This window comes from Mitsuaria sp. PDC51 (assembly GCF_900113225.1).
In the GTDB taxonomy this organism is placed as follows: domain Bacteria; phylum Pseudomonadota; class Gammaproteobacteria; order Burkholderiales; family Burkholderiaceae_C; genus Roseateles.
Genome location: NZ_FOZE01000003.1, coordinates 209,759 through 222,832, shown reverse-complemented (window position 1 = coordinate 222,832; position 13,074 = coordinate 209,759). Strand labels below are relative to the sequence as shown.

Sequence of the window (13,074 nt, the reverse complement as noted above, 5' to 3'; positions counted from 1 at the left end):
CATGACCAACGCCTTCCTCTTGCGCCGCACTGCCGTGTCCATCGGTCTGATCGCGAGCGCGCTCGTCCTGAACGCGCTCAGCGGATGCACGCGCTCGGTGGCACCGTCCTCGGACCAGTTCGCCGCGGCGCTGAAGGACTACCTCGCCCAGCGCGGTGACCTGTGCCTGGCCAAGACCGACTGGCCCATCGACCTGACGCAGCACGAGATCGACACCGGCGCGCGCAACGCGCTGCAACTGCCGGTCCTGGAGCGACTGGGGCTGGCGAGCTCGACGGTCGCCGACGTCGATGTCAAGGACGATCAGGAGATGCCGCACCGCATGAAGGTCCGCCGTTATGCGCTGACCGAGGCGGGCCGGCAGTTCTACCTGACGCGGGAGCGAGCCACGCCGGGTGGCGGCCGGCAGACGGTCGGCGACTTCTGCGCGGCCAGGCTGAGCCTGGACCGGGTCGTCCATTGGGAACTGGCCGGCGAAGGCCGGGACCGGCTCGCGACGGTCAGCTACACCTACCAGGTGAAGGCCGCGCCCTGGACCGCGGACGCCGAGGTGCAGCGGGTCTTCCCCGTCGTCGCCCAGGTGATCCGCGGAGCGGGCAGCGCGCAGTTGCAGGAGCGGTTCCGGCCGACGGCGACCGGCTGGGTGGCGGTGGACCTGCCCTGAGCGCCGCCATGACGAGCGTCGTGCGCTTTCCTTCGGCCCTGGGCGATTGGGTCCGTCGACATCTGGACGACGGCGCGTCGCCCGATGAGCTGTGCCACGCGCTGCGTGAGCGCGCCATCGCGCCGGAGGCCGCGCAGGCGATCGTCGACGGCTTCGTCCGCGCGCGCCACGGCCACGCGCCGATGCCGGTGGATCAGGTCGCGCTGCCCACGCCCGCGGCGCCGGGCGGCACGCCGCTGCCGCCATATCGCCATGGCGAGCCGCGCCTGCGTCCAGGCACCTCGATCGCGACGCATGACCGCCTCGTGCGCGTCGCCGCGCGCGCGGCACAGCCGCTGCTGGCGGTGCTGAACGGCGTGATCGATGCCGATGAATGCGAGCAGCTCATCGCGCTGGCGCGCCCGCGACTGCGGCCCTCGACGCTCGTCGATCCGCACACCGGTCGCGACGTGGTGAGCGGCTTGCGCAGCAGCTTCGGCATGTTCTTCCGGCGCGCCGAGACGCCGCTGATCGCGCGCCTGGAGCAGCGCCTGGCCGAGCTGATGAACCTCCCGGTCGCGCACGCCGAAGGCCTGCAGGTCCTGCACTACCCGCCAGGCGCCGGCAGCGCGCCCCACTACGACTTCCTCGTGCCGTCCAACCCGGCCAACCGGGCCTCGATCGATCGCAGCGGCCAGCGCGTCAGCACCTTGGTGACCTACCTGAACGACGTGCCCGCCGGCGGCGAGACGGTCTTCCCGGCGGTCGGCTGGGCGGTGTCGCCGCAGCGCGGCCACGCCGTCTACTTCGAATACACCAATGCCCAAGGGCAACTGGACCACGCCTCGCTGCACGCCAGCGCGGCCGTTGTCCAGGGCGAGAAATGGGTCGCGACGACCTGGATGCGGGAGCGCCCGTTCGTGAGCGCGTAGGCCGGAGGGACGCAAGCCCGAAGAAGGGCTGACCCCGAGGGCTCTCGCCTCGAATCCGAGGTAGCGTTCCCGGCCATGCACGCCTCATTGCCACGCCGACGCGCGCCGCTCGCGTCCCTCCCCGCCGCGCTGCTGACCGGCCTGGCGGCCACGCTGTACGCCACCGGGCCGGCGCTGGCCGCGCGGGCCGACGAGGCCGGCCCACCTCCAGCGATGCCCACGCCGAGCGCTTCGGGCGCCTGCGCCGCGTCGCTGGGCGCCGTCGCGGCAAGCCTGCGCTACGACTCGCGCCTCGCCGCCTTCAAGACGCCCTTCGGCGCGCAGCCGGCCAAGACCTGGATCGAGTTCCAGCTGACCGCGCTGCCCGGCGTCGAGAAGCTCGAGCTGGTCGTCGAGCGCCGCCGCGTCGAGGGCAACGAGGACCTGATCGCCTATGCCGAGGAGGCGCGCGTGCCGCTGCACAAGGCCGGCACCGCCGAGGGCCGCGAGCGCTGGAAGGCCCGCCACCGCTTCGGCGCGCCGGGCGTCTACGGCTACTACTTCATCGCCACGATCGACGGTGCCCGCTACGTCGTCCAGAACAACGCCGACCCGATCCACTGGACCAAGGAGAAGGGCTCGATGGGGCCGGCCAGCATCGCGCGGCTGCCCGAGGGCCCCGATGCCAAGGGGCCGTTCTCGATCCGCCGCTATCGCCAGACCATCCACGCCTCCGACTTCGCCGTCCCCGGCTTCGCGCGCGACCTCATCTACTACTACGTCTTCCCCGAGCGCTTCCGCAACGGCGACACCTCCAACGATCCGAAGGTCGGCCAGGCCCGGTACCAGGACCACGGCATCGAGCGCCATCCGCGCTGGCTGGACCGCCCGTACAAGCCGGGCAGCGGCGACGGCTCGGACGCGGTCTACAACAACGACTTCTTCGGCGGCGACCTGGCCGGCCTCATCGACAAGCTCGATGACCTGCGCGAGCTGGGCGTCAACGCGCTGTACCTGACGCCGGTCTTCCAGGCCGCCAGCAATCACAAGTACGACACCGGCGACTACAAGCGCATCGATCCCGCCTTCGGCAGCAACGACGACTTCCAGCGCCTGACCAGCGAGGCCGGCAAGCGCGGCCTGCGCGTGATCCCGGACACCTCGCTGAACCACGTCGGCGCGGACTCGCCCTACTTCAACCGCTTCGGCAACTTCCCGGCCGGCGGCGCCTTCGACAACGGCAAGGCCAACCCGGCCTCGCCCTATGCGAGCTGGTTCCGCTTCGACCTCTCCCGGCCCAAGCCCGACGACCAGTACGCCGCCTGGATCGGCATCAAGGACCTGCCCGAGCTGGACAAGTCCAGCCGCGCCTTCCGCGACTACGCCTTCGGCCGGGACGGCGTGATGCAGTTCTGGCTGGACCGCGGCGCGGCGGGCTGGCGCATGGACGTCGCGCCCTGGGTGCCGGACGATTTCTGGCGCGCCTGGCGCATCGCGGTCAAGCGTCACCAGCCGGAGGCGCTGACGATCGCGGAGACCTGGTTCGACGCCAGCAAGTTCTTCCTCGGCGACACCTTCGACGCGACGATGAACTACATCTTCCGCAATGCCGTGCTGGACTTCGCGGCCGGCGTCAGCGCGGAGCGCGCCTACCAGAACCTGGAGCTGCTGCGCGAGTCCTATCCGCCGCAGGCGCTGTTCGCGTCCATGACGCTGCTGTCCTCGCACGACCAGCCGCGCGCGCTGCATCACTTCGGCGTGCGCGACGACAGCCCGCCGGAGAAGGTCGCCGACGGCAAGCAGCGCCTGCTGCTGGCGATGTTCTTCCAGATGAGCTACCCGGGCGCGCCGACGATCTATTACGGCGACGAGGTGGGCCTTGGCGGCGGCGAGGACCCGTACAACCGCGCGCCCTACCCCTGGGCCGACGAAGGCGGGCAGCCGGACCTGGCGCTGCGCGCGCAGGTCAAGCGCCTGGTCGGCCTGCGGCAATCGCAGCCGGTGCTGCGGCACGGCAGCCTGTCCGCGCCGCTGTGGCTGGACGAGCACGTGATCGTGCTGCTGCGCCAGGACGGCCGCCGCAGCGCGATCGTGGCGATGAACAACGCCACCGAGCCGATGCGGGTGACCCTCGCGCTGCCGCCGGCGCTGCGCGCCACGCCCTTCATCGACGCGCTGACGCCCGGCGCGCCGATGAAGGCGGCGGGCAACGGCCAGTTGCTGATCGAGATCGGCCCGCTGAGCGGGCGGGTGCTGGTGGGCGATTGAGTCCGGCCGGGGATTGAGTTCAAGCAGCGCGGCGCGCTCCGCCGGGTGATTGGCGCACGGGGCGCACAGGGCGCACAGGGCGCCTCTGATCAGGCAGGCGGGGACTCGGCGATGGTCCGAAAGAGGACACCCAGCGAATCGATCAGCGTGGCTGCGAGCGCGGTCTTCTGGCGCCCCTTCTTGCTGACGACGAAGAAGTCGACGGACACCGACGGCTCGACGAGCGTCTGTATCGCCACCTGGTAGCGCGCGCAGGCCGGTGCCACGAACGCCGGCAAGGTGGCCACGCCGTGTCCCGCTTCCACCATGGCGATCATGGCCTGGATGTTCTGCAGCGCCCCACCACGCGTGGGCGCCAGGCCAAGGCGACGCAACTGCGCATCCGCGAGCTTCTGGATCGGGTTGTCGACAGGCAGCGTGAGCAGGTGGTCGTCCGCCAGCGCGGACCAGCGCAGCGTCCGCCCGTTGCCGGCCTTCCGGCCGCTCCCCTTGAGCGGACGGGCACCCACGCGGACCATCGGAAAAGTCGCCAGCAACTGGCGCTCGATGCCGACCGCCGGCTTGAAGAACGCGCCCAGGCCAAGATCGATCTCGCCCGCCTCGATGCCCAGCAGGATGTCCCGGCGGTCGAGGTCAGCGACCTGCACGCGGACGCCTGGCTGTGCCTGGTGGAAGTCCTGAAGCCAGCGCGGCAGCACGCTGGTGGCGATGAGCGGTGTCGCTGCCAGCGTCACCTGCTGCTCGGCCTCTGCCGAGAGCCGCCCGATGCCGGTGGTGGCGCGCTCCCAGTCCGCCAGCATGCCGCGCACCGTGGGCAGCAGCAGCTCACCGGCCGGGGTCAGGCTGACCGACCGCGTGGTGCGATCGAAGAGACGCCCGCCCACCTGGGCCTCCAGATCCTTGAGCATCAGGCTGAGCCCGGGCTGGGTGACAAAGATCTCCTCGGCAGCGCGCGTGAAGCTGCCCAGTCGCGCGACGGCGAGAAAGGCCTGGAGCTGCCGCGTACTTATATTCATAAGCTTGGACTATTAACCGATTTGATAGTTTAACTTCCCCTATTTATCCCGCTGCGCTGCAATCGCTCCGCGGTCGCCCAGTATTGGCCCGAGTGAAGGAGGCGCGCCGCCGGCGCCCCCATGCCAGAGCACTCCTACCGAGGCCGACCAGGTTCATTCACGAAAGAACGCAAGCCACTCCCGCATGAGCAAGCTCCCCGCACGCCCGCCAAAGGTTCTGATGCTGCTGACGTCGGACTTCGTCACCGCCCGCTACGAGGCGCTGCGCGCCCGCGCGCCGGATCTCGAGATCGTCACCGAGCTCGGCCCGCAGGCCGACCCCGACATCACCGCCCTCTTCGCCTTCAAGCTTCCGGCCGGGATCGCACCGCGGCTGCCCAACCTGCAGCTCGCGGCCTCCGTCGGCGCCGGGGCCGATGGCCTGCTCGCCGCGCCGGACCTTCCCGCGCACGTCAGGGTCACCCGCGCGGTCGAGCCGGGGCTGGGCCTGAGCATGGCCCAATTCGTCGCCCTGCAGGTCCTGCGTCAGTTCCGCTCGTTGCCCATCATGGAACGGCAGCACGCCGCCGGCGAATGGAAGCGCCTGCCGGTGCCCGACGCGCGCCAGGTCACGGTGGGGATCATGGGGCTGGGCTCGATCGGCGGCGTCGTGGCCGATGTGGTCGCCGCGCTCGGCTTCAAGGTCATCGGCTGGACCCGCTCGGATGCACGCGCCGCGCGCGTGCCGGTTTTCGTTGGGGAGGCCGGCATGGCGGCCTTCCTCGGCCGCTCTGATTTCCTGGTGTGCCTGCTTCCTGGCACCCCGCAGACCGCCCGTCTCCTGGACCGGTCACGCCTGGCGATGCTGCCTCCCGGCAGCTTCGTGATCAACGTGGCGCGCGGTGGCATCCTCGTCGAGGACGATCTGCTCGCCCTCGTGAACGAGGGCCACCTGAGCGGCGCCGCGCTGGACGTCTTCGCCACGGAGCCGCTGCCGCCCGACAGCCCGCTGTGGCGCCACCCCCGCCTGCTTGTCACGCCGCACATCGCGGCCCAGCCCTCCGTGGGTCCGGTCGTCGAGCAATTCATCGAGAACCTGCGGCGGCTCGCGAACGGGCAGCCGCTGCTCGACGAGGTGGACCGGCTCGTGGGGTACTGAGCCGCCTGCAGGAGAGCGGCTAAGAGATATTTCGGCGATCAGAACTTGTAGGTCGCCCCCAGCAGGAAGGTGCGGCCCCACTTGATGTACTGGACAGGCCTTTATCCATCGTCATGCGTCCTCTCCCGGCTTCGCCTGGCCGTCGCTGCCGGCGGCGAGTCGCTCATCGATCGTCGTTCGGCGCTTCACCGCCCGCTGACGGGCGACCCGCACAGCCTGCGCCAGCGCGCCGCGATCATGCTCCGGCGCCGCGAGGTCCGGCAGGGCCGCGTCGCGCCCCATCAGCCACAGCGCCGTCGCGTAGACCGCCATCGACACCGTCGGGTCGCCCTTCTCCATGCGCATCAGCGTGGGTTCAGAAACGCCGATCCGCCGGGCCCACGACTTCAGCGGCTCCTGTCTTCGCTTGCGCGCCAAAGACAGGTTTTCGCCCAGTTCGCGCAGGTGCGCGAGCACGGCCATGGGCATCTGCTCGATCGCGGCTGGTCTCTTTGGCATGACATAGATATTAGTACAACGTTGGATTTACCAACATCTATGTTTGTTGAAACCAAAAATCCCCGCCGGCTCTCGCCGTGCGGGGCTGCATCACTCGGCCCACCGGGCTCGGCCCGGTGGCTTCAGCGGGCCATCAGAACTTGTAGGTCGCCCCCAGCAGGAAGGTGCGGCCCCACTTGATGTACTCCAGCGGGCGGTCCTTGGTCTGCGCGTAGGTGCGGTAGGCCTCGTCGGTCAGGTTGTTGACCTGCGCCAGCAGCCCCAGCCCCTTCAGCGGACCTTCGGTGAAGTTGTAGCCGATCTGCGCGTCGACGATGCTCTCGCCCACCACGTAGCGCAGCGTGCGCGAACCGTTGAAGTTGCCGATCTCGCCGATGAAGTCGGACCGCTTGCGCTGGCTGATCCGGAACTCGAAGCCGTTGGCCTCGTAGTACGCGGTCAGGTTGTAGACCCGCTTGGACAGGCCCGGCAGCGAGATCGGCCCGCTGCCCACGCTGCTCGCGCTGTCCGGATCCTTGATCGAGATGTTGCTGTCGTTGAAGGTCGCGCTGGCGACGATGCCGAAGCCGTTCAGCATCGGGCTCACCAGGTTGAGCGGCAGCGACGCCGTCAGTTCCAGGCCCTTGAGCTGACCACCCTTCCCGTTGTACGGGGCGGTGAAATCGCCGGTCAGCTGCGCCGGCGGCTGGCCCGGCTGCGGCACGTAGTCGACGACGAAACGCGAGAAGTCGTAGCCATCCACCGTCTGCTTGTAGATGTAGCTGCGCAGGTCCTTGTAGTAGGCGGCCGCCGCCACGTAGGCCTTGTTGCCGAAGTACTTCTCCCACGACAGGTCGACGGCGTTGGCACGCCACGGATTCAGCGTCGGGTTGCCGCCCGTGGCGCCCGGCCTGCCGGTCGTGCCGTTGACGCCGAACTCCAGGCCCGCGTTCATCTGCTCCACGCGCGGACGCGCCATCTGCTTGGCCAGCGCGAAGCGCACCGTCTGCTCGCCCGGCAGGCTCCACGACAGGTTCATCGAGGGCAGGTAGTCGGTGTAGGTCTTGCCGCCCTCGATCGGCTTCACGCCGCCCGCGTTGTTGTTGAGCGTCGCGTCCCAGTAGTTGGACTGCGAGGACTGGTCGGTGCGCACGACCTGCAGCCCGATGTTGCCGCGCATCGGCACGCCGAAGGTGGTCGCGTCCAGGTTGCCCTTCAGGAAGGCGGTGGTCGTCTTCTCCTTGACCTGCCAGGCCTTGGGGATCAGGTAGCTGGCCGTCTCCGTCGGCGCGAAGGTCATGTAGCGGCCGACCGCGCCCGGCACGTTCCAGGCCGGGATCAGTCCCAGGCCGGCGAAGCTCAGGTCCACCGGGCGGTATTGCAGGTCCGGCGCGATCGCGGTGTCGCCCTGCGCGCCGACGTTGATGTTGCCTTCCGGCTGGCGCTTCTTCTTCGAGCGGTCCGCGTAGTTCAGGCCCGCCTCGAAGTCGGAGAACAGCCCGGAGGCGAAGTCGGGCGCCGGCAGGTTGCCCACCAGCTTGAAGCCGGTCAGCTCGTCCTTGACGCTGGGCACCTTGCCGTAGCCGGAGCCGTAGATCGTGTTCTGCAGCAGCAGCTGGGTCGGGTCCGAATAGTTGCGCAGCCCCGGCACGATCTGCGAGAAGCCGCCGGTGCGGAAGGCCAGGCCCACGTTGTCCAGCGGCCAGTCGGTCGCGGAGGCCCGCGCCAGCTGCGTGTTGTTCTCCAGGCTCAGCTCGTTGCGGGTGGCGCGCGAGTAGTTCACGTCAGCCGTCAGCGACAGGCCGCTCTCGAACTTCAGCTTGTTGTTCCAGCCCGCGGCGACGATCTTGTCGTCGCGCTTGTTGTACATGCCGCGCACCAGCGGATAGGCGTTCAGCAGCGTGCCGCCCGTCTGCGTGCCGTTGTCGTTGACGGTGGGGTTCGACCAGTTCAGGCCGGCCGGCGGGTTGTTGCCGTTCCAGCCCAGGTTCATCTCGAACTGGTTGGCGGTGTCGACCTGCTTGGCCTTGGTCCAGAAGCCGTCGACGACGCTGGTCCAGTTCTGGCTCGGACGGAACTCGATCGTGCCCATCAGCGCGTCGCGTTCGCTCTTGCCGGTGCGGCGCAACGCCTTGATGCCGCCGGAGTTGTAGGTGCCCGCCGGCAGGCCGGTGCGGCCCGTCTGGTCCCAGGGCTCGTAGAAGCCGACCTGCTCTTCCTGGACCGGCGTCTCCTGGTGCGCATAACCCAGCGACACGCCGATGCTGCGGTTGGCGAACTGGTCGATGTAGCTGGCGCTCAGGCGGTTGCCGGTGGCGCTGGCGTCGGCCGCCTTGCCCAGCGAGTTGCGCTGGCCGCGGGCATTCAGCGTCACCACGCGGTTGCTGAAATTCAGCGGGCGGACCGTCTGCATGTCGATCGTGCCCGACAGGCCCTGGCCGACCAGCCCCGCTTCCGGCGTCTTGTAGACCACCACGGCGCTGAGCAGTTCCGACGGGTACTGGTCGAACTCGACGCTGCGGTTGTCGCCGGTGGAGACCAGTTCGCGTCCGTTGAGCAGCGTGGTCGCGAAATCGGGCGACAGGCCGCGCACCGAGATCACCTGCGCGCGCCCCGCGACGCGCTGCGCCGACAGGCCGGGCAGGCGCGCGATGGACTCGGCGATCGACACGTCGGGCAGCTTGCCGATGTCCTCGGCGGAGACGGCCTCGACGATCGCGTCGGCGTTCTTCTTGACCGAGATGGCGGCCTCGATGCCGCGGCGGATGCCGGTGACGGTCACCGTCTCCAGCGTCTTGTCGGCCGCGGCCTTGGCGGCGGCTTCCTTGTCCGTTTCGGTCTGGGCCTGCTGCGCCTGGGCGGCGCCGGCCATCAGGGCCAGCGTCACCAGGCAGCCGGCGGCGACCGGCTGCACACGGAACAGCTCGCGGGGGGCGTGCGATGTCTTCATTGGGTTTGTCTCCTGTAGCTCTGGCTGCGCTCGAGCGTCTTCTGGCGCTCGCTGGCTCGTCCTGCGGGGCACTGCGACCGGGAAGTTCACGTTGCAGGGACCACGGAACCCCTTGTTCGGAAAGAATTCTGTACTAAAACTAGATCACCCACCTAGTTCTCGCAAACCCTGGCGCTATTGAGTTGGCCGATTTATGGTGTGAAAACGACGAATAAGCTGCGGGTTTCCACCGATAAAGCCGCAAAATGAGCAACGGAAATGAAAAACGGCGACCGCGCGGGTCGCCGTTTTGGCTTGGTGATGTAGCTGTACTACAGCACGACGCTTCCTCAGCGCACCGACTGCTCCAGCGCGAAGGCGGCGCCGGCCAGCGCGGTCAGGGTGTCGGTGATCAACACGCAGGGAACGGCCGCCAGGTAGGAGGCGAAGCGTCCCTTGGCCTCGAAGCGCTCGCGGAACGGCGACTCGAAGAAGCGATCCCCCAGGCGCGGCACGATGCCGCCACCGATGTAGACGCCGCCGCGCGCGCCCAGCGCCAGCGCGACGCTGCCGGCGAAGCTGCCCAGGAAGGCGCTGAACTGCGTCATCGTCCGCGCGCAGATCTCGTCGCCCCCCAGTGCCCGCTCCACGATCTGCTCCGCGGTCAGGCGCTGCGCCGGCGGCTGGCCCGCCACGGTCGCGACCGCGGCATGCAGCGTCGGCAGGCCGATGCCCGACAGGAAGCGCTCGGCCGACACATGCGGGAACTCGCGCCGCGCGACGGCGAGCAGTTCGCTTTCATAGTCATTGGTCGGCGCCAGCGTCATGTGACCGCCCTCGCCCGGCAGCGCGATCCAGCCGCCCGAGGTCTCGATCACGCCGCCGACGCCCAGCCCGGTGCCAGGCCCGATCACCGCCAGCGTGCCGCGCGGCGTCGTCAGCGCGGGTCCCGGGACCGCGGCCACCTGGTCCGGCCGCAGGCCAGGCAGCGACAGCGCCAGCGCCTCGAAGTCGTTCAGCAGCCGCAGCTCGTCCAGGCCGAGGTCGGCCTGCAGCTGGCTCCGGGAGAAGGTCCAGTGGCTGTTGGTCAGCTCGATGCGGTCGCTCTTGATCGCGGTCGCCAGCGCCAGCGACGCCCGCCGGGGCCGCGCCTGAATGCCCAGACCGGCGAGTTCCTTCAGATAGGCCTCGGCCGCCGCGCGCAGCGATTCATATTGAGCGACCGGCAGCTTGCGCACATGCTCGACCGACTTGCCGGGGCCGTCGACCCACGCGAAGCGGGCATTGCTGCCGCCGATGTCCGCCACCAGCCACGGATACCCCGCGGCGCCCGTCGTCGCCACACCCTGATCTGCTTGCACTGTGCTTGTCCTGCTTGTTCGGCTTGTTGAGGCGCACCCCAAAGGTGCGCCGGAGGCCGCCTCGGAGGCGGAATCCGCGCAAGGTAGCAAAACTACAGCAATCGCACAAGAGCACTGTCACCCGGTCGCACTTTTCGCGACGGTGGCCATGATGCAATCACTCCGATTTCGTTGGCAAGCGATTGTCACCAATCACTTTTCTCTCACCATCCATGCCACCGACGGCCCTGAAAATCACTGTAGTCTCACTACAGCACCACGCGCCAAGACCAAGGCGCGGCTAGGGGCGAACCCTTCCGGCGCTCCCGGGCGTGGAGGCCATAATCGCCCCTTCCCCGACGCCCCCGCGCCGCCTGGATTCGCCCGGATCCATGCCAGGCCCGAGGCGGCCAGCACCTCTCCTTCATGCGTGAATTCGACAGTCCCCGGCTGATCGCCGACATCGGCGGCACCTTCGCCCGCTTCGCCCTGGAGACCTCCCCGGGAGAGTTCGAGCACATCGCGCTGCTGCGCTGCGCCGAGCACGCCGACTTCCACGCCGCCGTGCGCGCCTTCATGGACCGCCTGCCGCGCCAGCTGCGGGTGGCGCACGCGGCGATCGCGATCGCCAACCCGGTCGAGGGCGACCAGGTCCGGATGACCAACTACCACTGGCAGTTCTCGATCGAGGAAGCGCGCCAGCGCCTCGGCCTGGACACGCTGGTGGTCGTCAACGACTTCACCGCGCTGGCGATGGCGCTGCCGCGGCTGCGGGGCGGCGAGATCCGCCAGATCGGCGGCGGCGAGCCGCGCGCCCACAGCGTGATCGGGCTGCTGGGCTCGGGCTCGGGCCTGGGCGTGTCGGGCCTGATCCCGGCGGGCGAGGGCTGGATCTCGCTGGGCTCCGAAGGCGGCCACACCAACTTCGCGCCGCGCGACGAACGCGAGATCGCGCTGCTGCGCTTCGCCTGGAACGAGTACGAGCACGTCTCCTTCGAGCGGCTGCTGTCCGGCCCGGGCCTGGAGCTGATGCACCGCGCGATGGCGGACTACCTCCAGCGCCCGTCGGAGCCGCTGAGCGCGCCGGAGATCACCGCCCGCGCGCTGGAGGCCACCGACCCGGTCTGCGAGGAGACGCTGGAGCTCTTCTGCACGCTGCTGGGCACGGCCGCGGCCAACCTGGCGGTGACGCTGGGCGCCTTGGGCGGCATCTACATCGGCGGCGGCATCGTGCCGCGGCTGGGCGAGTATTTCGACCGCTCGCGCTTCCGCGCCCGCTTCGAGGACAAGGGCCGCTTCTCCGACTACGTCGCCGCGATTCCCACCTTCGTGATCACCGCGGAGCACGCCACCTTCAAGGGCGCGTCGGCGATCCTGGAGGCGCAGCTGCGCAGCCTGCAGACCAGCGGCGGCGCGTCGGCGATCGTCGGCCAGATCCGGCGCGCGCGCGACGGCCTGTCGCCGGCCGAGCAGCGCGTCGCGGACCATGTGCTGGCGCATTCGCGCAAGGTGCTGAACGATCCGATCGCCGAGATCGCCAAGGCCGCCAACGTCAGCCAGCCGACGGTGATCCGCTTCTGCCGCTCGCTGGGCTGCGAGGGGCTGTCCGACTTCAAGCTGCGGCTGGCGTCGGGCCTGACGGGCACGGTGCCGGTCAGCCACACGCAGGTGACGCAGGACGACTCGATGGTCGAGCTCGGCGAGAAGGTGCTGGGCAACACCGCGTCGGCGATCCTGCAGGTGCGCAGCCAGCTCAACCGCGACATGATCGACCGCAGCATCGAGCTGCTGCTGAAGGCCTCGCGCATCGAGTTCTTCGCGATCGGCCATTACGGCGTGGTCGCGCAGGATGCGCAGTTCAAGTTCCTGCGCCTGGGCGTGGCCTGCAACGCCTACGTGGAGCCGCGGCTGCAGCTGCTGGCGGCGCAGACGCTCAAGCCGGGCGACGTGGCGGTGCTGATCAGCAGCAGCGGCAAGCTGCCGGAGCTGATCGCCGTGGCCGACGCGGCGCGCGAGCGCGGCGCCCATGTGGTGGCGATCACCGCCAGCCAGTCGCCGCTGGCGAAGAAGGCCGACGCGGCGCTGATCGTCGACCACGTCGAGGACGTCGCGACGCACCTGCCGATGATCAGCCGCATCCTGCACCTGCTGGTGATCGACATGCTGGCGGTGGGCGTGGCGATGCGGCGCGATCCGGCGGGACCGGCCGGCGCGGTGCTTGGCGCCGCGCATCCGGACCTGGACGAGACCGACGAGGACGGCCGCGTCAGCGCGCGCCGCGCGGCGCCGGGCGTCAGCCTGGCCTCGCCGCTGGCCAAGCTGACGGCGCACAGCCGCTAAGCGCCGGGCCGC

At 69.6% G+C, this 13,074-nt stretch carries 9 protein-coding genes; 5 read left to right on the top strand and 4 right to left on the bottom strand.

All coding sequences use genetic code 11. The annotated features are described in order from the left end of the window. Window position 1: 1 nt before the first annotated feature. From BM393_RS21515 to BM393_RS21505, 3 genes are all read left to right on the top strand, one after another. Window positions 2–664 carry a hypothetical protein gene (locus BM393_RS21515; RefSeq protein WP_217648498.1) on the top strand — a complete coding sequence of 221 codons (663 nt, stop codon included), beginning with the start codon at window positions 2–4 and terminating at the stop codon, window positions 662–664. 8 nt (window positions 665–672) lie between these two features. Continuing rightward, window positions 673–1,575 carry a 2OG-Fe(II) oxygenase gene (locus tag BM393_RS21510; RefSeq protein WP_091732617.1) on the top strand — a complete coding sequence of 301 codons (903 nt, stop codon included), beginning with the start codon at window positions 673–675 and terminating at the stop codon, window positions 1,573–1,575. Window positions 1,576–1,662: 87 nt separating this feature from the next. Next, on the top strand, window positions 1,663–3,822 hold the full coding sequence (locus tag BM393_RS21505) for a glycoside hydrolase family 13 protein (protein ID WP_217648497.1): 2,160 nt from the start codon (window positions 1,663–1,665) through the stop codon (window positions 3,820–3,822). Window positions 3,823–3,911: 89 nt separating this feature from the next. On the opposite strand, the gene BM393_RS21500 is transcribed toward BM393_RS21505, so the two are convergent. Further along, a complete protein-coding gene (locus BM393_RS21500; RefSeq protein ID WP_091732611.1) occupies window positions 3,912–4,838 on the bottom strand; it encodes a LysR family transcriptional regulator in 927 nt (308 codons plus the stop codon). Window positions 4,839–5,022: 184 nt separating this feature from the next. On the opposite strand from BM393_RS21500, the gene BM393_RS21495 reads away from it, so the two are divergent. Further along, window positions 5,023–5,976 (top strand): glyoxylate/hydroxypyruvate reductase A, encoded by a 954-nt coding sequence (locus tag BM393_RS21495; RefSeq protein WP_217648496.1) that lies wholly within the window; start codon window positions 5,023–5,025, stop codon window positions 5,974–5,976. Window positions 5,977–6,087: 111 nt separating this feature from the next. Here BM393_RS21495 and BM393_RS21490 read toward each other — a convergent pair whose 3' ends face one another. The 3 genes from BM393_RS21490 to glk form a co-directional block, all read right to left on the bottom strand. Then, window positions 6,088–6,438: an XRE family transcriptional regulator gene (locus tag BM393_RS21490; RefSeq protein ID WP_175538459.1), complete on the bottom strand. Its 351-nt coding sequence runs from the start codon at window positions 6,436–6,438 to the stop codon at window positions 6,088–6,090. A gap of 169 nt (window positions 6,439–6,607) precedes the next feature. Further along, complete coding sequence (locus tag BM393_RS21485) at window positions 6,608–9,403, bottom strand: TonB-dependent receptor (RefSeq protein WP_217648495.1); 2,796 nt, start codon at window positions 9,401–9,403, stop codon at window positions 6,608–6,610. A gap of 329 nt (window positions 9,404–9,732) precedes the next feature. Beyond that, window positions 9,733–10,743, bottom strand: coding sequence for a glucokinase (gene glk, locus BM393_RS21480; protein ID WP_254783554.1), 1,011 nt, complete (start codon window positions 10,741–10,743; stop codon window positions 9,733–9,735). 405 nt (window positions 10,744–11,148) lie between these two features. On the opposite strand from glk, the gene BM393_RS21475 reads away from it, so the two are divergent. After that, window positions 11,149–13,062 carry a glucokinase gene (locus tag BM393_RS21475; RefSeq protein WP_091732595.1) on the top strand — a complete coding sequence of 638 codons (1,914 nt, stop codon included), beginning with the start codon at window positions 11,149–11,151 and terminating at the stop codon, window positions 13,060–13,062. Window positions 13,063–13,074: the final 12 nt, after the last annotated feature.